General features: G+C 63.8%; 13 protein-coding genes. 6 read left to right on the top strand and 7 right to left on the bottom strand.

What is annotated here, in order from left to right; all coding sequences use genetic code 11:
* Positions 1–108 precede the first annotated feature (108 nt).
* From HL653_RS21225 to HL653_RS21205, 5 genes are all read right to left on the bottom strand, one after another.
* A complete protein-coding gene (locus HL653_RS21225) occupies positions 109–1,251 on the bottom strand; it encodes a Bcr/CflA family efflux MFS transporter (protein ID WP_216599910.1) in 1,143 nt (380 codons plus the stop codon).
* 97 nt (positions 1,252–1,348) lie between these two features.
* Positions 1,349–2,707, bottom strand: a complete 1,359-nt coding sequence (locus tag HL653_RS21220) for an MFS transporter (protein WP_253717226.1) — start codon at positions 2,705–2,707, stop codon at positions 1,349–1,351.
* A gap of 50 nt (positions 2,708–2,757) precedes the next feature.
* Complete coding sequence (locus HL653_RS21215; RefSeq protein ID WP_171746261.1) at positions 2,758–4,827, bottom strand: TonB-dependent receptor; 2,070 nt, start codon at positions 4,825–4,827, stop codon at positions 2,758–2,760.
* 904 nt (positions 4,828–5,731) lie between these two features.
* Positions 5,732–6,562 (bottom strand): 23S rRNA (adenine(2030)-N(6))-methyltransferase RlmJ, encoded by an 831-nt coding sequence (locus HL653_RS21210; protein WP_171746260.1) that lies wholly within the window; start codon positions 6,560–6,562, stop codon positions 5,732–5,734.
* Positions 6,563–6,723: 161 nt separating this feature from the next.
* The gene (locus HL653_RS21205; RefSeq protein WP_171747177.1) at positions 6,724–7,296 is read right to left on the bottom strand and encodes a pseudouridine synthase; all 573 of its coding nucleotides are present in this window, start codon (positions 7,294–7,296) and stop codon (positions 6,724–6,726) included.
* Between the two features lie 294 nt (positions 7,297–7,590).
* Between HL653_RS21205 and HL653_RS21200 the strand changes: the two genes are divergently transcribed.
* The 6 genes from HL653_RS21200 (at position 7,591) to HL653_RS21175 (ending at position 17,014) form a co-directional block, all read left to right on the top strand.
* Positions 7,591–7,911, top strand: a complete 321-nt coding sequence (locus tag HL653_RS21200) for a hypothetical protein (RefSeq protein WP_171746259.1) — start codon at positions 7,591–7,593, stop codon at positions 7,909–7,911.
* Between the two features lie 152 nt (positions 7,912–8,063).
* Positions 8,064–8,672 carry an RNA polymerase sigma factor gene (locus tag HL653_RS21195; RefSeq protein ID WP_171746258.1) on the top strand — a complete coding sequence of 203 codons (609 nt, stop codon included), beginning with the start codon at positions 8,064–8,066 and terminating at the stop codon, positions 8,670–8,672.
* The gene (locus HL653_RS21190; RefSeq protein ID WP_253717224.1) at positions 8,647–9,666 is read left to right on the top strand and encodes a FecR domain-containing protein; all 1,020 of its coding nucleotides are present in this window, start codon (positions 8,647–8,649) and stop codon (positions 9,664–9,666) included. The genes HL653_RS21195 and HL653_RS21190 overlap by 26 nt, the downstream gene beginning before the upstream one ends.
* Positions 9,667–9,739: 73 nt before the next feature.
* Positions 9,740–12,928: a TonB-dependent receptor gene (locus HL653_RS21185; protein ID WP_171746257.1), complete on the top strand. Its 3,189-nt coding sequence runs from the start codon at positions 9,740–9,742 to the stop codon at positions 12,926–12,928.
* Positions 12,929–13,229: 301 nt separating this feature from the next.
* Positions 13,230–16,070, top strand: coding sequence for a TonB-dependent siderophore receptor (locus HL653_RS21180; RefSeq protein ID WP_171746256.1), 2,841 nt, complete (start codon positions 13,230–13,232; stop codon positions 16,068–16,070).
* Positions 16,071–16,093: 23 nt separating this feature from the next.
* The gene (locus tag HL653_RS21175; RefSeq protein ID WP_171746255.1) at positions 16,094–17,014 is read left to right on the top strand and encodes a glycerophosphodiester phosphodiesterase family protein; all 921 of its coding nucleotides are present in this window, start codon (positions 16,094–16,096) and stop codon (positions 17,012–17,014) included.
* A gap of 566 nt (positions 17,015–17,580) precedes the next feature.
* On the opposite strand, the gene HL653_RS21170 is transcribed toward HL653_RS21175, so the two are convergent.
* Both HL653_RS21170 and HL653_RS21165 read right to left on the bottom strand, forming a co-directional pair.
* Positions 17,581–18,948 carry a BNR repeat-containing protein gene (locus tag HL653_RS21170; protein ID WP_171746254.1) on the bottom strand — a complete coding sequence of 456 codons (1,368 nt, stop codon included), beginning with the start codon at positions 18,946–18,948 and terminating at the stop codon, positions 17,581–17,583.
* Positions 18,949–19,026: 78 nt separating this feature from the next.
* Positions 19,027–22,248 (bottom strand): TonB-dependent receptor, encoded by a 3,222-nt coding sequence (locus HL653_RS21165; protein WP_171746253.1) that lies wholly within the window; start codon positions 22,246–22,248, stop codon positions 19,027–19,029.
* Positions 22,249–22,317: the final 69 nt, after the last annotated feature.

Raw genomic sequence — 22,317 nt, 5'->3', positions numbered from 1 at the left:
CGCTGCGTCAGAACAAGGTCGAGGACATGATCGCAGGGGCGGGATGTCTCTCGCGGCGGGGCAATCCGACGGCGCAGTATCGCTGCGAGAATTCGTCGTTGGGCGACATCAGCTTTCGCCCTGAAGCCGTGCGGCCCGCCCCATCCGAAACATGACCTGGGCACCAATGCCGGCGGCGAGCATCACACAGGCCGCCCACAGGCCGGGATCGCGTCCCAGGTTGACAGCCGCTGTGCAGAGGGCACCCATCGCCATCTGGACGAAACCGTACAACCCTGAGGCCGAGCCGATCATCGCATCGTTCGCGCCCAACGCTTGAGCGAGCGCGGCAGGGCCGGCGATCCCGATCCCCGCGGTGAAGAGAAACATGACCGAGGTCACCAGTGTCACCGAATTCATGGCGATCATCACGAACAGGAACAGGATGGCCGCGACGAGGCTGAGCAGGCTTCCCGTTATGAGCAGGCGCTCGGCCGTCAGACGCCCGGCCAAACGCCAGCCGACCACGGTTCCTATCCACAAGCCGCCTACGATGATGCCCATGCACACGCCCGTCGCACGCGGCGTCTGCCCCAACCCGACGAAGAAAATCCCCGGGGCGGCACCTATGAATGCATACCAGCTCGTCGTCGCGAACGCTCCCCCGACCGCATATCCCAGAAAGTGCGGCGTGAACGCCAGATGCAGATACCGACGCAGGATCGTTCCGGCCGGTTCTGGCAGGCCCGGCATATGTGTTTCTGGGAGCCTGAGGAACACGCATAACAGGCTGATGCTCCCCATCAACACGAGCAACGCCATAATGGATCGCCAGCCGAACGCCTCAGCCACGAAGCCTCCTATCAAGGGGGCAATGCCGGGACCGGCCGTCATCATCAGGTTCATGGTTGCCAGTCCGCGGTTCGCCCGAGCCGGCCCCATCGTGTCACGGACGACAGCGCGTGCGATCACCATTCCGCTGCATCCTCCGAGCGCCTGGACGAGGCGCGCCGCAGCGAGTGTGCCCGCGTCGGTCGCGGTCCATGCGGCGAGGCCGCCCAGCGTGTACAGCGCAAGCCCCCCCAACAACGTCTGCCGACGACCATGACGATCGGCGAGCGGACCGTAAACGAGTTGACCCAGCGCCAAGCCGACGACGTAAAAGCTCGTCGTCAGCTGCATTGCGGCGGGCGTCGCCTGTAAATCGGCGGCCGCCATCGCCATCGCCGGAATGAAGATATGTATGGCAAGCGTTCCGCTGAGCGTGACCATGCCCAATACCCACATAGGCGCGGCGTGTGCGGCAACGGAGCGGCGTGCGTCGTTCACGATACGCTTATCCAGACGACGTACGAAGCCAGGACGGTCCTCACGCCGCCGACGCTGCTGGAATATGGTTTCGTAATAGGGCGAGACAGATGGCCTGAACAAGGAGAACCACGCCCAGGACCGTGAAGAAAGCGGCTCCCCCCCAATCCACAAGATCGGCGCCGGCAAAGGCGCTCAGCATTGCGCCAAGTCGCCCGGCTCCCGCCATCACGCCAATTCCCCGCGCGCGCAGGCTGGTAGGAAATGCATGACTTGCCACGGCGTAGATGGTCGATTGCACGGTGCTGCCCGTGAGGCCCAGCACAAGCAGCGCCACCAGCAGGCTCGTAAACGCGCCGGGATTGATCGGCGATACGGCCAGTCCAGCGCAAACGAACGCTGCGATTATCGTCAGAGGAATCAAGACCCGACGCGAGCCTAGGCGCGTCATCGCGAAACCGGCGATGACCGATCCGACAGCTCCTCCAATATTGAATGCCGTAAGGCCGCTGTGCGTCAGCTCGAGCGCGAAACCGTTACTGAACAGCAACGTGGGCGCCCAGTTAAACATGGAATAGATCAAAAACAGCCCCATGAAGAGGGCTGCGCAGAGCGCGAGCGTATCACGACGCAGTTCCGAGCCGAACAGCGCGCGGCCCGGGATGTGCGTGCCTTTGCGATCCATCGCCAGCGTCTCCACGAACATACGCGGCTGCGACAGCCCCATACGTCCCAAATTCCTGGCGAGTTCGGCATGACGGCGCGGGCGCGCCGCCAGAAAACGCGGTGATTCCGGTAGCTTCCAGAGCAGAAAGAAGGCGCCGACGAGCGGAACGAGCCCGCCGACGTAGAAAAAGGATCTCCAGCCATGTGTCGGCAGGATCGCGGCGGCAGCGAAGCCGCCGATGATTCCGCCGATCGCCACGCAGATGATCCCGAACGAGATCGCGGCGGCTCGAAAGCGGGCGGGCATATACTCGCCAATCAAGGCGGCCGCCGTGCCGGGAACGCCGCCCAACCCAAGCCCGGCGATCAGCCGCAAAGCGCCCATCTCGAACAATGAGCGGGAGTAGCCGGTGAGCAGGGTTGCGATCGCAAAGGCAAGCACGCCGAGGACGAGTGCAATCTTCCGGCCGAAACGGTCGCCGATCCAGCCCGCGATCACGGTTCCCGCCGCCATGCCCGCGAAGCCGACGGCGAATACCGTGCCAAGCTCGACTTTGCTGATATGCCAATCGGCGATCAAAGACGGCGCTGCCAGCCCGAGGATCTGGTTGTCGATCCCGTCCAGCACCACAGTCGCACCGGTCATCAGCAACAGACCGAGCTGGAAGCGGGAAAAAGGAAGCGCTTCCAGGAGGTCCGCCGTCGCGAGGTCCGGATCATCCGATCCCGATGCGGGCTGATATGTCGCGCTCACCTTGCCTCCCAATTCCGTGTTGCTGGGGATCGTTGCGCCGTGCTGTGTCATCAGAAGGAGAAGTCGAATGCGGCGCCATACGTTCTGGGTGCACCTGGCACGCCGAGATCTCCCGTCGGGCTCGGCGAAACCTGAGCGTAATATTTCTTATTCAGCAAGTTACGAACGAAGCCGCGGATGGTGAATTTCCTGTCCGCGAACGAGAGCGAGATCTGTCCGTTCACGAGATCATAAGCGGGCTGTTTCACCCGGTTTTGAGGATCCCAGTAAAAGCTGCCGTTGCGATACCATGTCGCGCTCAGGCCCAGATCATGGCTACCGTCGACGGGGAATTCATAACTCCCCGAAACGCCGGATGTGAAGTGCGGCGAGAAGATGATATCGTTCCCGGAAAGATCGCCGCTGCTGAGAATATTGCCTCCGGCCGGGGCAGGTCGTGGAGTGAGAACCTGTCCTGCCGGAAAGCTGCGATACGTGGCATCCAGATATGCCATCGTCAGATGCACTTGCAGGTCGCCGAAGCTCACTCTTGGCGCGACGGTGATGTCGCCGTCGATGCCGTTGATCCGGCCCTTGGCGGCATTGAGCAGGATACTCTGCCCCGTCGCGTTGACAGCCTGCAGCTGGATATTGTCGTAATTGTAGTGATAGGCGGAGACGTTCAGCCGCAACTGGCGGTCGAACAGATCCGCCTTCGCGCCGATTTCATATGCGTCGAGCGTTTCCGGCGATACCGCAGGATTGAACGGGCTCGATGCGTTGAATACCCCGCTCTTGAAGCCGCGGCTGACGGACCCGAACACCAGGATCGATTGCGTGATCTGTTGATCGAGCGCGAACCGCCACGTGAGCTTGTCAAACGCGCGATGGGTCTGATCATGTGGTAATAGATCCGTGGAATTCAGCAGAGTCCCGGCAGGACGGGGATTGCCGGCAAGCGCATATTGCGCCGCGCTGATAGCCCGCGTGTCGCGCGTATATCGCAGACCGACAGTGAGATGTGTCGCATCCGTCAACGCGTAGGATCCTTGCGCGAAGGCCGCATAGGAATTGGTAAGCATTCGAGAATTGAGAATGAAATTTGTTGCTGGCGTGACCGTGCTTCGTTGCGTGAAATCAACCCAGGCCGCATTGGAGTAGAAATAGAAAAGGCCCGTCGTCCATTTGAGCCGCCCGACGCTACCTGCCAGAAGAAATTCCTGCTGCAGAGTCTTCGTGAGTTCGGGCGTTCGACCATCCACATATACGGTCGGGGTGCCGTCCTGATCCAAATTATATTCGAGATCATAATGGCGGAACGCTGTCGTTGACGTGAAGTCGGCCCAGCCGAGCGAATGGGTCAGTTTCGCCGATACGCCCCACGTTTCCTTTTTTGCGTAGATCGGCATGTCGCCGCTCGTGTCATAGATTGTCCCGACAAATCCGCCGCCGCCGACGGCACGAGTTCCGGGCAGAGGCTGGCGAGTGTTGCCGATATCGTTCTTTCCATAGGAATAGTCGCCGCTCAGTATCAGTTTCGTCGCCCCGTCGAGGTCGAACGCGAATTTGCTTCGAGCCGATCCTTCGCGATTGAAGTTCACCTCATTGCCGAGATTGAGATTTCGGCCCCAGCCCTTGCCCTGATAAGAGCCGTAAAGCGCGAGGTCGGCGGCGATGCCGGTGGTGAGGCCGCCTGCGACATAAAGTTGGCCGGTCGTCGTATCGTAATTGCCGTAACCGATCGATCCGCGAATTTGCTGCTCGTCGTTCGGCGTGCGCGTGATGATATTGATCAGGCCGCCCACGGCATTGCGCCCGAAAAGCGTTCCTTGCGGGCCGCGAAGCACTTCCACTTGATCCACGTTGTTTAGCGAGAAAATGTTCGCGCCAGCCGCCGCATACAGAATGCCGTCTACATAGACCGCCGTGGCGCCCTCGTCGCCGGGCGTCACATTCTGTGAGCCGACGCCGCGAATGGAGGGCGTGACCGAGTTGCGGTTCTGTGGCAATTGCAGCCCCGGCGTGACAGTTGTCAGAGCCAATGTTCCTGTCGCGCCGGCCTTGGTAAGCGCCGTCGATGTGATCGCCGATATTGAAATGGGCACGCGCTGCAACGATTCCGTTCGGCGTTGCGCTGTCACGACAATCTCTTCAAGGCCCCCTCCGGAAACCGGTGCCGTCGGGCGCTCAGCCGCTGCATCCGTCGCAGTAGGGGCGGCCGATGCGGGTGCTGCCGATGTCGCTGTCGCTGTCGCTGTCGTGGTTGAACTCGATGCGGGGAGGGCGACATTCTGTGCGGAAGCGGCGGAACCGACAAAGGCGAGCGCGGCGGACGAAACTGTCAGACAGCAATTACGCAATCGACATCTCCCATTGAAATTATGTTTTCACCGACTTGCGCGGCTCTTCCTTTTCGCGAAGCACGGACGGAAAAAGCCAATTATTTATTGGTCCATCCAATCCAAAAATCGGGATGCTATGGCCGAGTTCGATGCTGCACGTCGTCTCATGCTTTGAGGCCTGCGTCGTGGGAGACGCTGCGCGGGGCGATCCGTCGTGCGGAGGCGTTGCTCTGCGATGGGGATGGCTGCCTCGCGCTCGACAACCAGTTGCTGCCTAATGTGGCGGACGTGCTGCGCGCCTGGCCAACTTTCGCGATCGTGTCGAACAACTCAACGCTGCCGCGCGCCGACGACGCGCCCCTCGCTCCAAGGGCGGAGTTCGTAGAAGGCAGGATCCAACGATGATGCCCCATCGCTCCCTTCCGAAGCGTTCGGTAACCGTCGCAAGGTATATTTGCACGGTAAAGCATCGGTTCGCCGTCGTGGTTCGCCCCGTGCCAGCCAAACCGGCCTGACGTCTCCCCGGGCCTTGGATCGAGCGCGGAGAAAGCGGACTTGCCAGCGTTCCGTGATTGACGTGGTGCACGTGAAGCGCTGGTCACCAGCCAATATCCGACATCGCGCGAAACTCGTGAGATGGTTTGCTGATGATCTGCAGTGCGGCAATTTCTCTTTCGGGCCGGGGCGGCGATGTGGGTTTATTTCAATCGTCCAGCCAATCGGCTGTGATCTCGCCCCTATGTCCTTCCGGCGCCAGCGCGGCGCGGAGGGCTTCCAACAGAGGTGGGAGTGCCTGCGTGAAGGCGTATGGCGGGTTGACGATGAAAAGACCCGCGCCGTTGTATATGCCCGGCTGATCGCTATCGTACAGCCAATGCTCCACGACCATGAATTTGGGGATGCCGAGCTTGCGGAACTGCTCCTTCCACAGCGAATGCGTGGCGCGGTCTTTCAGCGGATACCAGATCACCGTCACGCCATGCGCCCATTTGCGGTAAGCGGCCGCGAGGGTGGCTGTGATGCGGGCGCGTTCGTCTGTCTGCTCGTACGGCGGATCGACCACCACCACGCCGCGCGGGGTGCGGGTCGGGAGCATCGCCAGCCAAAGCTCGTAGGCGTCCCGCTCATGCACGGCAGCTTGCGTGCCGCGCATCGCGCCGCGCAGGGCACTGGCGTCCTCGGGATGCTTTTCATTGAGGATCAGGATGTCCTGCGGGCGCAGAAGCTGCGCCAGAATGCGCGGTGAGCCGGGGTAGAGATGCGGCTCGGCCCCCACATTCACCGCCTGTACGGCGGCGCGATAGTCGTTCAGCAAAGGGTTCGGGTCGGCAAAGGCCCGCAGCACGCCCTGCGTGGCCTCGCCGGTGCGCTGGGCCTGATCGCCGTCAAGGTCGTAGAGCCCGCAGCCGGAATGCGTTTCGATCAGGGTCAGCGCGCCCTGTTTGAGCTGCAAGGCCCGGACGAGGGCGATCAGGAGGCTATGCTTCATGACATCGGCGCTGTTGCCGGCATGGAAGGAATGGCGATAATTCATTGTAGTCGAAAACCCTGCCGATCGGCCTTTGTACGAGCTGCTAGGCGCGGGCACCGAGCGCGAGACGATGGAAGCAACCCATCCGGATCTCGTACGAGCCAGGCGGAAAGCTTCAAAGCCCTTCTGTGCGAAGGCTCACACGCCAAACCGCGTCATCGGTCCTACGTGCCCCTGGTCATCTCGCCCGGACCAGACAATTCCTCGAACCGGCCCGGCTCGATCCCGGCAACGGTCCAGTCGCCGACCGACCAGCGCACCAGCCTGAGGGTGGGCAACCCGACCGCCGCCGTCATTCGGCGCACTTGCCGGTTGCGCCCTTCGCGGATGGTGATTTTTAGCCAGCTGTCGGGGATGAACCTGCGCTGGCGTATCGGCGGATCGCGCAGCCACAGGTCCGGCGCGTCAATGCGGGAAACATCGGCCGGCAGGGTCATGCCATCCGTGAGCCGGACGCCCTGCCGCAAGCGCTCCAAATCCGGTTCCTGCGGATCGCCTTCGACCTGAACAAGGTAGGTCTTGGGCAGCTTGAAGCGTGGATCGGCAATGCGCGCCTGCAGCCGCCCATCATCGCATAACAGCAGGAGGCCCTCACTGTCCCGATCGAGTCTTCCGGCGGGATAGACGCCCTTCACCGCAATGAAGTCCGACAATGTCGACCGAACCGTCGGCGATCCGCGGTCGGTGAATTGCGACAAGACCCCGAAGGGTTTGTTGAACAGGAGCAGCCGGGCCATCCCGGGCTCATATCGTTCGGTTGCGGCTCTGTCTTCAGCCCATGCCGTCGCCGGACAGGCTGCGCCCGCTGGACCCACCTGAAAGCTGTCGGTCGGCTTGCCTGCTTTCTCCGTCAGGATCGGTTGTTCGGCGATCGACCCAAACCTCCGTCGATCGACGATGGCAGGGTGCCGAAGCAAGGCGGGGCTTGGCGCGCCGCGATCGGGCCGGTCAGCAAGCGCGGGCATCGTTTGCGCCTTGGGCATCAACCCGCACCTGTGCTTCGGCACGGTGGGCATGCTAGTGCCGCCGCTATGTCGAACTCCCGAGGCAATGCCGGCACCGTAGATGTCGATGGCGTATCATATGATTGGCACCTTCAGCGCGAACCGCATTTGTCGGATGACGAAGGCTGGAAGGGAATGACGATTTCCCTTCTCCAGCAGGATGCCAAGCGCGAAGCATTGGTGGAATTTCCGCCGCCCAAGCGGCTGTTGAAGGGGTTGCCGCGCGGTCGTCTTCAACTCGACGACGCCACGATCTCGCGGTGCGTGCGCGCCGCTCTGTCGGCCGGTTGGGAGCCAGTGTCGCGCGGTAGGCCGATAGTGTTCATGGTCGACGCCGATGGGAATTGAGATGCCCGCGGCGGATGCGGCCCGCGTCCGACATGAACACGATTACGCGGAAATCGAAATCTGAACGAACGGCGGAAGTTGAGGCGCGGTCCCGGCTGATCCGGGCTGTCTCGTTTCGCACGGCTGTCATACTTCCATGCGATCTGCCGCGCATGGACGCCCCTTATCGCGCACGAAGCCGGTGGCTGGCCTCGCACGTGCTGCCGCACGAGCCCGCGATACGCGCGTGGCTGCGCCGGACGACGCAGGTGGCGGACTCCGATATCGACGATCTCATCCAGGAAACCTACGCGATCCTCGCCAAGCTCGATTCGGTCGAGGGCATCCGCGATCCGCGCCATTATGCGATGCAGGTGGCGCGCTCCGTGTTCCTGCAGGGCCTGCGGCGCAGCAAGATCGTCTCGATCGAGGCCATCGCCGATCTCGCCGCGCTCGAAGAGCCGGACGACATGCCCTCGCCCGAACAGCATGTGTTCGGCCAGCGCGAACTGCGGCGGGTGGAGGCGGCGATCGAGACCATGCCGCCGCAGGTCCGCAAGGTTTTCTGGCTCCGCCGCGTGCAGGGGCTCTCGCAACGCGAGACGGCGCACGAACTGGGCTTGGCCGAGCATACGATCGAGAAATATGCCGCACGCGGCATGAAGCTGCTGCTCGCGCAATTTGGACGTGGCGGAAATGTGTCGCCCGAGTCATCTAGGGTTCGTGATCTCTCTTCCGTAGGACCCGAACCGACGAATGGCCGATCGAGAACGGGCCGCTGACATCGACGACGCTGCGATAGACTGGGCAGCGCGGGCGGAGCGCGGCCTCAGCGATACGGAACGGACCGAACTCGACCGGTGGCTGGAATCCGATCCGCGCCGGCTGGGCGCCTATGTGCGTGCGCAGGCCGCCTGGATCCATGCCGAACGCGCGGTCGCGCTCGGCGCCATGCCGGAAGGGACCGGCGCGGGGGAGGCGGAGCAGCCCGAACCGATCACGCCGAACCGGCGACACCGTCCCGACCGGCGGATGATCCTCGGCGGCGGCGCGGCGATCGCGGCCTCCGTGGCGGCGGTCGCCTTCGTCGGGCGCGGGCGCGTTCGCACGCTGGAGAGCGGGGTGGGCGAGATCCGCAAGCTGGCGCTGGCCGACGGCACGACGATCATGCTCGACACCGATACGAAGGTGGATGTGGCGGGTGCTGGAGACGGGCGCCGCCTGACCCTGCAGCGCGGCAAGATCTTCCTCGATGTCGCGCGGCGTGGTGCGCGGGCGCTGGGGATCGATGCCGGCGGGCTGGCGATGGAGATGGCCGAAGGCGCGGTGGGCATTCAGGCGATGGCGGGCCTGCCCCTGGTCGCGCTGGTCGCGAAGGGGCAATTGACGGTTTCGCAGAGCGACGGCCTGTTCCGTGCGCCACGACGGCTGGACCTACGCGAATATCAGGAATTGTCGCTGGCCGACGGCGCGCCGCTGGGTGCGGGCGCCATACGCGCGATCGCCGCGTCCGAGCGGGATCGCTTCCTCGCCTGGCGGGATGGCATGATCTCGTTCGGGGGGGAGACGCTGGCCACCGCTGTCCGCGCCTTCGATCGCTACGGCACGGTGCGGATCGTCGTCGATCCCGAGCTGGCCGCGCAGAAGATCACCGGCCTGTTCCGCGCGGACGATCCGCGCGGCTTCGCAGCGGTGGCCGCGGCGAGCTTCGGCGGCATCGTCTCAGGTCAGGGCGAGATCGTCCGCATCCTCGCGAAGAAATCCCCTTCGGCATAGCCGGAAGCGCGGATGCCCAGACATCTTCCAGCGGAGGCCCGCTCCGAAGATCGAGTCCGTTAGGAGGAATCCCGTGATTCCCGCCAAGGGGGTAGGCGCGATCATCGCCCCGCTGCTGCTGTGTGCGCCCGCTTTCGCCCAGGCGCAGCTCCGGACCTTCGATATTGCCGAGCAGCCCGCCGTCACCGGCATTCCCGAATTCGCGCGGCAGGCGGGATTGCAGATCGTCTCGCCGATCTCGCAACTGGGCCATCAGAAGACGCGCGCCGTGCGCGGCCGCTATCCGGTCGATGCGGCGCTGGCGAAGCTGCTGCGCGGGACGGGGCTGCGCGTGGTGATGCACAGGGATAATGTCGTCGGTCTCGCGCTTGCGGAGAAGGCCGCCAGCACGCCCGAGTTCGCGGCGAAACCCAGACCGGCGGCTCTGCCGCTCCGCCATGCCCCGGCGACACAGCCGCACGCCGACGCCGCGCCCCAGATCATCGTCACCGGCACGCGCATCGCCCGGCCCGGACTGGAATCGGCGATGCCGGTCGCCGTGGTGGATGCGGCCTCCGCCAGGAGCTTCGGCTACAACACCGTCTATGGCGCGTTGACGCTCAATCCCGCGATCGGGCCGGGGCTCGGCATCGCGAATTCACAGGGCGACACCTGGGAGGTGGGCGTCTCCAACATCAACCTCCGCAACATGGGTGTGAATCGCTCGCTCGTGCTGGTGGACGGACGACGCTGGGTCTCGGGCGGGGCGCGGACTTCGGCGGTCGACCTCAACAGCATTCCCGATGCCATGATCGACCGGTTCGAGGTGGTGACGGGTGGCGCCGCTGCGATCTACGGCGCGGATGCCGTGACGGGCGCGATCAACATCATCACCAAGAAGAACGTCACCGGGCTGCATCTGTCCGCCACCAACGGCCTGTCGACACATGGCGATGCGAGCCAGCCTAGCCTGTCCGCCACCACCGGCTTTCGCTTCGGCGATGGGCGCGGCTCGTTCGAACTGGGCGGCACTTTCACCCACACGTCGCTGCTCCGCTATTCGGATCGCTACACCGATCGGGTCGGCTATGTGCCCAATCCCGCCAGCACGGGGCCGCATGACGGCATTCCGGACAATATCCTCGATACCAACATCCGCTATCTGCAGCGGTCGTCCGTGCCGACCATCTATTATAACAATCAATGGTATATCCTGAACGAAGGCACGCTCGGCCGCACGGGATACGATTATGTGATCACGCCGGGCGCGCTGGGCAGCGGGCATGGCGGGGCCGGCGCCACCGCCTTCGAAAACCATCTGCTGCGAGACAAATTGGTGCTGGGCTCGCTCTATTCGCGCCTGGCCTACGATCTGTCGTCCGCGCTCTCCTGGTCCGCCACCCTCAGCTACGCGCACAGCTATGCGCGTGCGCCCACCGTCTTTCCGGAGGCGCGCGACGACACGCGCGCCACCAACTGGTGGGGCGGCACCACCGGCGGGATGGCGACGCTGACGAACCCGTTCCTGCCGGACTCGCTGCGGCAGTTCATGCTGGCGAACGGCCTGACATCGCTGCCGCTGAACCGCACCTATTCCAATCTGCCGCAGCCGTTCGAGATCCATGAGCGGGATTATGGGACGGTGGGCACCGCACTGGACGGCCGGCTTTCAGGCAGGCTGACATGGTCCGCTTTCTTCCAGTTGGGCCAGACCTCGGACCACGTCACCACCACCAATATGATCCGCCACACGGAATGGCTGTTCGCGCGCGACGCGATTGCCGACCCCGCGACCGGCCGGCCGGTGTGCGCGAATGCGGCGGCGCGGGCGGCGGGCTGCGTGCCTTTCGACCTGTTCACGACCGAGCCACCCAGCCGGGCGTTCCTCGATTATGTCGCGGCGGATCGGCATGAGCGGCGCAGCAACGCGCTCTATACGGCGGGCGCCACCGTCAACGGCGGCCTTTTCTCCCTCCCTTATGGCGAGGTGAAGATCGCGGCGGGCGCCGAATGGCGGCGGGAGACGCTGTCCACGCGCGACGATCCGGATACGGCGAAGCTCGCGGACATCGTCTTCAAGCCCGGCGTGGATTATGTGCTGCATCCTGGGCTCGATGCGGCGCGCGATACGACCGAAGTCTATGGCGAGCTGGTCGTGCCGTTGCTGGGCGGCCTGCCGCTCGCCCACGCGCTGCAGGTGGAGGGCGCCTATCGCTTCTCTCATTATTCGGACGAGCCCGGCACGGGCACATGGAAGGCGGGGGCGACGTGGCAGCCCTTTCGCGGGCTCACGCTGCGCGGTGTCTATTCGCACAGCATCCGCATCCCCAATTTCGGCGAACTCTATTCGCCGCAGCTGATCCAGACGGTGGGCATCACCAGCGATCCCTGCTCGGGCGTGTTCATCACGCAAGGGCCCAATCGCGCCCGCAACTGCGCCGCCTTGCTGCCCGGCCTCGCCTTGCCGCTCCCCTATCCGAACACCAACGCCCCCACCATCTACCTGGGCGGCAATCCCGATCTCACGCCGGAGCGATCGAACAGCTTCACGTTCGGCACCGTGCTGCAGCCTCCCTTTCTGACGGGGTTCGATCTGACCGTCGACTATTGGGACATCCGGATCGCCAACGTCATCACCGCATTGCCCTATCTGAATGTCCTCAATCTCTGCGTCGATTCCAGCTCGGGCATCGCCAATTTCTGCTGCGGACTCGTCACGCGCGGCGCGAACGGCCAGATCGTCTCGATCCTCGCCAGCAATTATAATCTCGCGACGCAACGGGCGCGCGGCGTGGATTTCGGGGCGAGCTACCGCCGATCTCTCGGGCCGGGGCGGGCGCGGCTGCAGTTCAACGGCACCTATCTGATCGAGCAGACCAATATCGGTTCGCCCGGAACCGACGCCATCGATTATGCCGGCCAGTGGAATTATCCCCGCTTCCGGGCGACGCTGACCGCCGATTACTCGATCGGCAAGGTCACGTTCGGGCTCAACAGTCGGTTCATCAGCCGCAGCGCGTTCGACGTGACCGACGCTTCGGCCGAGACGCGGGATCCCAGCCGCGTGCCCGCTTATCTCTATCACGACGTCACGGTCGAGATCCGGCCCAGCGCTCGATACAGCCTGACGTTCGGTATCAAGAATGTCGGCAATGCGGGCATTTTCGGCCCGCTGCAGGATACCGCGCCCGGCCCCAACAGCTCGGGCGGCGTCCAGACCGGTGCGGCTTATTATGACGCGGTCGGCCGCTATTTCTTCACGAAGGTCGCCGTCAGCTTCTAGAGACGCTGGATTTCTCCTCAGTCCGGCGCCGAAAAAAAATTTCGAAATCCCTGTCCGGAAATCCGGTTCCCCGAACATCTCCCGATTGAAGCCTCGCAAGAGGCGTCATCGATCCATTCATCACACGATCATTCTGAATCATCCGGCGACTGTTCGCGCCAGATCATGCGCGTGCGCGCCTGATCATCTTCACCATTTGCGATATTCATTCGGGGGACACATGAACGGACTGTGGGGAAACTTGCTGCTTGCGGGCGTTTCCGTCGTATCTCTGGTCACGGCGAGCGGCGCTTCGGCGCAAATGACGTCCCCGGATATCGCCGGGGCGACGGGTGAGCCGGCGGAAGGCGAGCAGGCGTTGATCGTCACGGGCACGCGCATCGCGCGCCCCGAACTGCAGTCGGCGATGCCGATCGCCGTGCTGGACATGAAGACGGTGAAGGGCTTCGGCTACAACACCGTCTATGATGCGCTGACGCTCAACCCCGCGATCGGCCCCGGCATCGGCAACTCCAATTCGCAGGGCGAAACCTACGATGTCGGCGTTGCCAACATCAATCTGCGCAATCTGGGCGTGAACCGGTCGCTGGTGCTGGTCGACGGCAAGCGCTGGGTCTCGGGCGGCGCGCGCACCTCGGCGGTGGATCTCAACACGATCCCCGACGCGATGATCGATCGTTTCGAGGTGGTGACTGGCGGCGCAGCCGCCATTTACGGCGCCGATGCCGTGACGGGTGCCGTCAACATCATCATGAAGAAGGACATTACCGGCGTTCATCTGTCGGCGACCAACGGCATCTCGCAGCGGGGCGACGGCCGCCAGACCAACATCTCGGCCACCACCGGCCTGAAGTTCGACGACGGGCGCGGATCGTTCGTGCTGGGCGGCACCTATAATGAGACGACCCCGCTGCGCTATTCGGATCGCTACACAAAGCGCGTCGGCTATATCGCGAACCCGGCCAATACCGGACCCAATGACGGCATTCCGGACAATATCCTCGCCACCAACATCCGCTATCTGCAGCGTTCGGCCACGCCGACCTTCTTCTACAACAATCAGTGGTACATCCTGAACAACGGCGCGGTGAGCCCCACCGGCTATGATCGCGTGATCGCGGCCGGCGCGCTCGGATCGGGAACGGGTGGTCCCGGTGCCACCGGCTTCGAGAACCACTTCCTCCGCAACAAATCCGTGAACGGGTCGCTCTACAGCCACCTCAGCTACGAGCTGACCCCGGCGGTCACCTGGAACGCCACCGCCAGCTATGCGCACAGCTACACCCGCTCGCCCACCGTCTTCCCCGAGGTGCGCGACGATTCCCGCCCGACCAACTGGTGGGGCGGGACCACGGGCGGCGTGGCCACGCTCACCAACCCCTATCTGCCGGCCTCGCTGCGCCAGTTCATGACGAGCAACGGCCTCACCTCGCTGGCGCTCAACCGGACCTATCTCAATCTGGACCAGCCGTTCGAGATCCATGAGCGCGACAATGTGACGATCGGCACGGACGTCGGCGGCGCGCTGACCGATAAACTCAAATGGTCGGCCTTCTTCCAGTACGGACAGGTGATCGACAACGTCACCACCACCAACATGATCCGCCATTTCAACTGGCTGTATGCGCGGGACGTGATCGCGGATCCCGCCACCGGCCAGCCGATGTGCGCGAACGCCACGGCGCGCGCGGCGGGCTGCGTGCCCTTCAACCTGTTCACCACCGACCGGCCCAGCCAGGCCTTTCTGAACTATGTGCAGGCCGATCGGTATGAGCGGCGCAAGAACCAGCTCTATACGGCGGGCGGCACCGTCAGCGGTGCGCTCTTCAGCCTGCCTTACGGAGATGTCTCGATCGCGGCGGGCGCCGAGTGGCGCAAGGAGACGCTCTCGACGCGCGACGATCCCGATACGGTGAAGCTGACCGACATCATCTTCAGCCCCGGCTGGGATTATGTGCGGCATCCCGCGCTGGACGCCTCGCGCACGACGACCGAGCTTTACGGCGAAGTCGTGGTGCCGCTGCTCGCGGACCTGCCCTTCGCCAAGCATCTTGGCGTGGAGGGGGCCTATCGCTATTCCCATTATAGCGACACCGACGCCACCAATACCTGGAAGGCGGGCGCGACCTGGGAGCCGGTGAGCGGGCTGACGCTGCGCGGCGTCTATTCGCACAGCGTACGCGTGCCCAATTTCGGCGAGCTTTATTCGCCGCAGTTCGTCCAGACGGTGGGCATCACGAACGATCCCTGCTCGGGCGTGTACATCACACAGGGGCCGAACCGGGCTAAGAATTGCGCGGCCGTCATGCCGGGCCTGACGCTGCCGCTGCCCTATCCCAACACCAATGCGCCGCAGATCACGCTGGGCGGCAATACCGGGCTTTCGGCCGAAACCTCGAACAGCTTCACGCTGGGCGGCGTCGTCCAGCCGAAATTCCTGCGCGGCTTCGATCTCACCGTCGATTATTGGGACATCAAGATCGACAATGTCATCACCGCCGTCCCCTATCTCAACATCCTGAACCTGTGCGTCGACTCCGCCTCGGGGCCGGACAGCTTCTATTGCGGGCTGATCCAGCGCAACGCGGCGGGGCAGATCGTGATGATCCAGGCGAGCAACTACAATCTCGCCGCCCAGCGTGCGCGCGGCATCGATATCGGCGCTAACTACCGCCATAGGATCGGCAGCGGGATGCTGCGGATGGGCCTGAACGGAACCTATCTGCTGGAGCAGACGACGGTGGCGTCGCGCGGCCGCGCCGGTGTCGATTATTCCGGTCAGTGGAATTACCCGCGCTTCAAGGCGACGATGATGCTGGATTACAGCATCGGCAAATTCAGCTTCGGCGTGAACACCCGCTTTATCAGCCGTAGCCAGTTCGACTTGACCGACGCCTCGGCCGAGACGCGCGATCCCGGCCATGTGCCCGCCTATGTCTATAACGACCTGACCGTACAGTTCCGGCCGACCGACAAATATGGCCTCACCTTCGGCGTGAAGAATGTCAGCAATGTCGGCATCTTCGGACCGCTGCAGGATACCGCGCCGGGGCCGAACAGTTCGGGCGGAGCCCAGACCGGCGCCGGCTATTATGACGCGATCGGGCGCTATGCCTTCGTCAAGCTCGACGTGAACTTCTGATGTCGCGGATCGAAGGTTTCGGGATGGCACCTATGTTCTCGATGGGCATGTGGGGAGCGGCGCTGGCAGGCGCGCTCCTCGCGGCGACGCCGGCTTCGGCCGGCGGAGCGGACGGGCCGCTGGTCGTGGCGCACCGGGGCGGCGCCGCGTTGATGCCGGAAAATACGTTTCCGGCCTTCGATCATGCCGTGCGCCTTGGTGCCGACGTTCTCGAATTCGATCTGGGGCTAAGCGCGGACGACAAGCTGATCGTCACGCATGATTCCTCGGTCAACGGCACCTTCTGCACCGCCGATCCCGGCTCGGGCGTAATGCCAGCGCCGGTGCACAGCCTGACGCTCGCGCAATTGCAGCGCTTCGATTGCGGGGCGAAGCATCGTGCGCTCTACCCGAACCAGCGCGCCGTGCCCGGCACGCGCATGCCGACCTTCGATCGGTTGCTGGCGCGCTACAAGAATAGCAAGGCGCTGCTGTTCGGCGAGATCAAGATGCCGGATGCGGGCGAGGGCGACGTCGATCCGCTGCTGTTCGCCCGCCTCGTCGAGGCCGAGGTTCGCAGGTATCGGCTGGAGGATCGCTTCATCCTCCAGTCGGCCGACTGGCGCACGATCGATGCGATGCACGCGCTCAACCCGCGCATCCGCACCTGCCTTCTGTATGTGTGGCGCGCGAAAGGCGATCCTCTCGACATCGCCCGCCAGCATCATGCCACCTGCATGCTGCTGCGGATGCAGGATGCCGATGCAGCCGAGGTGGCGAGGCTGCGCGCGGCAGGCGTGATGGTCGTCTCCGAGGTGATCGACGATCCGAAGGACTGGGAGGCCTATCGCGCGCGCGGCGACGATGCCCTGTTCACCAACGACCCGGCCGGGCTGATGAAGGCGCTGGACAGCGATCGCGAGCGACCGTCCTTATCCAGCGGGATGTCGCCCCCTCGGCATTAGGGGGGAGGCGCTTCGTTCATGGCGCCCTATGATCTATTCGGCCGGGCGATCGGTGCCGCGATCACGTGCGGTTTGGCCGTGCGGGATGCGTATCCCGTTGAATAGGCAAGGCGCGCCGGCCCCCAGAGCATACCGGCAGTCCCCCGTTCAACAGATGGACGCCGGCGATCATCCCGACCCGCGAGGGGCCGATCCTGTCCGGAGTGGCTGGGTGCTGCCAACGGCCTTCACGCACTGCCTTGGCCCGGCGATACGTCGCCGGTCTATCGATTGAGTACGGGGCCTGATTAGAGGCGTGCGGTTCGCCGTAGTCGCGGCGACGCTCTCGCGTTCCGGCTGGAAATGCGACCGGCGTCGGGCGAGTGCCGAACGGTGAACATAGCGGCTGCGCGATCCGAGGTTGAGGGAGGCGGAGCAACACGAACGGCCGTCTGGATCGGGACCAGGATCGGCAGCCGGCGCTCCGTTGGAGTTGCGATGGGGGTGTCCGACACGTTCCGCATCGGACGCATTTGCCCGTCATCGTGACCGTTTTCGCCGACTGGCTTTCGTGTGCGAAGGCGTGGCTATTTCGGAACAGCGAGGCGTAAAACCGTCGGAGACGGGATATCGTCATCGGGCTGGTCGCGATGAGGCGGGCGCGATGGCCAGATGAGGGCTATCCCTGAACCGCCGGGATCCTCCACGGTGTTGAGCATCATCTCCTTCGGTGTTGCGACATGGGGAGCGAGGCGTTCCGCCAACGACGTGCCAGCCTTTTCCTCCAACGGTTTCAGGCTTTGCGCATCGAGTAGGAAATCGATCGGCTTGCCGTCGCGGATGACCGATACCCGGATGCGATCGCTGCCGACGGGCGCCGGGCCCTGCACGAACAGGCGACTGTCGAGCGAGCCGCCGCCCCGGAAATCCCAGCGGAAGCCGCTCCAGTGGCTCACCTGCGCGATCGTCCAGCCCTTGGGGTCGCGGCGCGCGACATAGATTTGCGTGTTTCCGCCCGCATCGAATTTGTGGAACGTGATCATCACGCGCCCGGCCGGATCGAAGCCGACGACGGTGTTGTTGTTGATGATCCCGCCGCCAACCGGCACGTGATCGACGATCTCGCCGGTCTTGAGCCGGATCGGCAGTTGCAGGGCCTTTCCGCTCGAATCTTCCCAATGCACGAGATCGCGGCTGCGCGCGTAGGAAAGATCGTGGTTGGTCTCGGCGTTCGGCGATTCCCGCCATACCCAGGCGATGTGGAACAGCTTGTCCGGGCCGAGCACGGGACCGACGAAATAGGCGTTTCGCTGGCCCTCGCCGTCGGTCAGCGGGGTTTGCAGCAGATGGCGCCAGCGGCCGCTGGTCGTATCGTAGATATTGTAGATCTCGTTGCCGTTGCCGCTCGATCCGTCGCGATATTTGAAGACGAGGCGGCCGGCGGCGTCGTGCAGGAAGATCGGATAGGTCGCGCTCTTTTCCAGCGCTTCATCGACCATCACCGGCACACGCGCGAGTGTGCGGACGTCGCCGGGCGTGGTGGTGCGGTAATAGAGCAGGGGATCGCGATGCATATTGGCGGAGACGTGGAGGTTGCCGGCCGCGTCCACAGCCATCGCGATATAATTGTGCGAGTCCCAGCCGACCCACGAATCCAGCTTGTGATAGCGCCAGCCGGCGGCATCGCCGCGCCCGCGCTGGGCGATCGTCAACTGGCGATTGGCGTCATAGTAACCGACGAAGATCATCGTGTCGGTCACGACCACTGCGGATTTGACGCTGTGGCCGGACCAGACGGTGTCGACCGCCGAAAGGTCGTAGGAGGTGGCCGGGGCGGCGGGGCTATGCGCCTCGGCCACGGTCGTCTGGGCGCGTAGCGCGGGCGCGGTGGTGCCGAGCGACAGAGCCGCTGCGGCGACGCCGGAGAAGAGGCCGATCGGCTTGATGGCGGGCATCTTTTTCGTCCTCGAAAGGCAGGATGGGGTCGTCAGAACGAGCGTGCGCGCCGAGTCTTCACCCGGCGCGCACTCTGCTTAGAAGGTGCCGTGGAAGCTGAGCGTGAAGGTGCGGCCGTCATAGTCGACCTGACGCGGAATGCCCTGCACCACCTGATACTGGACGCGCTTGGCGTCGTTCAGATTGAACGCGTCCAGCGAGAGCGAATATTGCTCGTTGAACTTGAACGACAGCGATCCATCAACCTGCCCACGCGTGGCGACGAAGCTGTTGCCACCCGTGAAGCTGTTCGCGCCGGTGAGCGAATATTGGTCGCGCCACGTATACACCACGCGCAGGCCGATCTTCGGGCTCTCATAATAGCCGATCAGGTTGATATTGTTCTTCGATACGCCGGGCAGGATCGCCTTGGTCCCGTCCGAATTCGTGCCGGAGATGCGCGTATAGGAATAATTGAACTGGCCACCCAGATTCTTGAGCAGGCCGGGCAGGAAATCGAAATTCTGCTGGGCGGTGAATTCCAGGCCGGTGACCGTGATCGGGTTGGGCTGATTGTAATTGCCCGATGCCGTGATGATCGCGGGATTTCCGGCGACGAGGACGTCGCTGAGGCAGGTGGTGCCGACGGTGGTCAGATGGCCGAGGCCCAGCGCGGTCGCGTCGGACGGGCACAGCCGGTCACGCCTGTTTTCGGGCGCGATCAGGTTCGTGATCGTCTTGCGATAGAAAGCCAGCGAGAAGAGGCCGCCCGGCCGGTTATACCATTCGACCGAGGCATCCCAGGATTTGGCATAATAAGGCTTCAGATCCGAGCCACCATATTGGATCGAATAGCCGGTGGAGTTGGGGCTGACCGTGGTGGTCGGCGTCAGCGCGCGGACGACGGGGCGCACGAACGCCTTATTGTAGCCGCCGCGTAGCACGAGCTTGGACGTCAGATTGGCCGAGAGGAACACGGACGGCAGGAAATCGTGATAATTCTGCCGGAACTGGGTCGGCACGAACACCGTGCCGGCCGACGTCAGTTGCTGCGACATCGCGTTGATCAACTGATGCGTCTGTTCGTAATGAACGCCGGCATAGCCCTTGACCGGTATATTCCACACTTCGAAGCCGATCTGGGCCTGCGCGTAGGCGGCGAAGATGTTGCGGCGCGTGTTGAAATTATAGAGCGAGTAAGCCGAATTGGTCGGATCGTTGATCCAGCCGGTCGGCGTCACGACATCGCCGGGGGACGTCGTCACCGGCTGCAGCTGCGAGACGATGTAATTGTAATCGAGCTGCGGCCATGCGGTGAGATAATTGCCGGCCGTCCCGCCGAAGAAGCTGCTCGTATAGGGATTGTCGGTCAGGAAATTGCCGTTGATATTCTGCGTCTGCACGCCTTTCGCGCTGGTGCGATAGCCTTGCGAGATATAGCGATCCTGCTGGTAGCGCGCGCCGACGGTGATGCCCCTCAGCACCGGCAGATCGAACTTGCGCTCCACTTCGCCCTGCGCCGCCTTCACCTTGTTCAGGCCGTACGCGGAGGAACCGGCGACGATGATCTGGTCGCCATTGGCCGCCACCTGCGTCGGCTGGTTGGCGGCGCTCCAGGTGAAGGGGCCGGAGGGGACGATCACGGCCGGGTTGCGGTTGAGCGTCAGCAGATAATTGCCGATATTGCCGCCGCCCGAATTGAACGCGCCGTTCGCGCCATTGCCCGCCGCCGTCGGCAGATTGCGGACGTCGAGCTGGGTTTCGACCGCGTTGTTCTCGCCGCGGGAATCGCTGACGGTGCCGGTGACGCGCCAGTCGTCATTCTTCCATTCGGCGGTGCCCAGCACGTCCCACATCTGCTCCAGCAGAGGCTGCGAGCGGAAGGAGTCGTTGATCTGGACGTTCGAATAATTGAAGCCTTGCACATAGGCATTGCCGTCGCCCTGCACGACGACCGGCGTGGTCGGGCTGATGATCGCCCGCGTGGAGCGCATGTCGAGCTCCATCAGGTTCGTGAAATTTTTGTTGAGATTGCGGCGGGTGTAGAAGCCCGTGACGCCGAGGCGCAGGTCGCTCGTCGGCTTCCACTCGGCGCCGCCGGCGGCGGTGATGAGCGAGCCTTCGTTATACTTCACCGCCTGCCGCTGATCGGAGGCGTAGAGAACGCCGGTCTTGCCCTTGCTGCCGGTGCCGTTGGCGGCGCAGACATTGCCGGAGGGGCAGGTGCCGTTCGCGTTGAAGGGCGAATAATAATCGGCGTACTGCGCGAAATTGGGTGTCGTGGTCGGCGAAAGCGGCGAATAGGCGTTGAAGAAGATCGAATCCCGGCGGAACTTCTCTTTCTTATAGGCGACCACGCCGAACACCGCGAGATCGGGCGTGATGTGGTAATTGTAGCCGACGGTGGCGGAGGGCGTCTTGTAATCGCCCAAGCTGTTATATTCGCCCGCGACCTTGAAGAAGCCGCCATCCTTGCGCGACAAAGCCGGCTGGATCTGGAGATCGACGATGCCGGACAGACCGCCGGCCTGATCGGTCGCGGAGATCGTCTTGCGGACGGAGATGGCCGAGAAGACGTCCGCGTTGAACGCGCCGAGCGGGGTTGCGCCATCCAGCACCGGATCGGCGAAGGCCTGCCCGTTGATTGTGTAGCGCGCATAGGTGCCCGGCAGGCCGCGCAGGTTGATCGTGGCGTCGCGCGAGGCCGCTTCGCGGTTGATCTGCACCCCGGGGATGCGCTGCAGCGCCTCACCCACGTTCAGATCGGGAAAGCGGCCGAGGCCATCGGACGAAATGCTGTCCGACACGCCGAGATCGTCGCGCTTCATCCGCAGCGCGTCGATATAGGACTGGCGGAAGCCGGTGATGACGATGTCCTCGGCCACGCCTTCGCTGACGGGCTCGGCCGGCCCGGAGGTCTGCGCTGCGACAGGGATGATGTGTGGTGGCGCCGCGCTATTTGCCTGGGCCAGCGCTAAAGGGACGGGGGCGGCGACCTCCTGGCTCTTGGGCGCTGCCTTGGTGGCGACGACGGCATAGGTATGCTCGCCCGTCTGGCGGGTGGTGAGGCCGGATCCTTGCGTGAAGCGCTCGATCGCGACGGGCACGGTCATCGCGCCGTGGACGGCATTGCCGCGCTTGTTGTCGGACACGTCGCGGGCGACGAGGATCTGGACGTCGGCCTGCTTGCCGATCTGGACGAGGCCGGGCGCGATCGGCTGGGCCGGAACATCGAAGGTCTTGATCTGGCCGAGTGCCGGCGCCGCGACCGAAACGAGGCAGGTGAGCGCGGTCGTCCCGCACAGAAATTTCAGCGTCATGGCATTCTCCCCCTTTGTTTTTTCAGATGCGATGCACCTGTCTTGGGAAAGAGGCCTCGAGCGGGGACT

Source organism: Sphingomonas sp. AP4-R1, from assembly GCF_013113735.1.
Classification (GTDB): Bacteria; Pseudomonadota; Alphaproteobacteria; order Sphingomonadales; family Sphingomonadaceae; genus Sphingomonas_I.
Note: the sequence above shows the minus strand (reverse complement) of the source record. Positions and strands in the feature narration are given on the sequence as shown.

What these genes read in the sequence shown, in the direction of transcription:
- HL653_RS21210 (WP_171746260.1), bottom strand. Translation starts at nt 6,562, where the DNA reads ATGAATTATCGCCATTCCTTCCATGCCGGCAACAGCGCCGATGTCATG.
- HL653_RS21195 (WP_171746258.1), top strand. Translation starts at nt 8,064, where the DNA reads ATGGACGCCCCTTATCGCGCACGAAGCCGGTGGCTGGCCTCGCACGTG.
- HL653_RS21175 (WP_171746255.1), top strand. Translation starts at nt 16,094, where the DNA reads ATGGCACCTATGTTCTCGATGGGCATGTGGGGAGCGGCGCTGGCAGGC.
- HL653_RS21165 (WP_171746253.1), bottom strand. Translation starts at nt 22,248, where the DNA reads ATGACGCTGAAATTTCTGTGCGGGACGACCGCGCTCACCTGCCTCGTT.
- HL653_RS21200 (WP_171746259.1), top strand. Translation starts at nt 7,591, where the DNA reads ATGTCGAACTCCCGAGGCAATGCCGGCACCGTAGATGTCGATGGCGTA.
- HL653_RS21225 (WP_216599910.1), bottom strand. Translation starts at nt 1,251, where the DNA reads ATGGTCACGCTCAGCGGAACGCTTGCCATACATATCTTCATTCCGGCG.
- HL653_RS21170 (WP_171746254.1), bottom strand. Translation starts at nt 18,948, where the DNA reads ATGCCCGCCATCAAGCCGATCGGCCTCTTCTCCGGCGTCGCCGCAGCG.
- HL653_RS21205 (WP_171747177.1), bottom strand. Translation starts at nt 7,296, where the DNA reads ATGGCCCGGCTGCTCCTGTTCAACAAACCCTTCGGGGTCTTGTCGCAA.
- HL653_RS21190 (WP_253717224.1), top strand. Translation starts at nt 8,647, where the DNA reads ATGGCCGATCGAGAACGGGCCGCTGACATCGACGACGCTGCGATAGAC.
- HL653_RS21180 (WP_171746256.1), top strand. Translation starts at nt 13,230, where the DNA reads ATGACGTCCCCGGATATCGCCGGGGCGACGGGTGAGCCGGCGGAAGGC.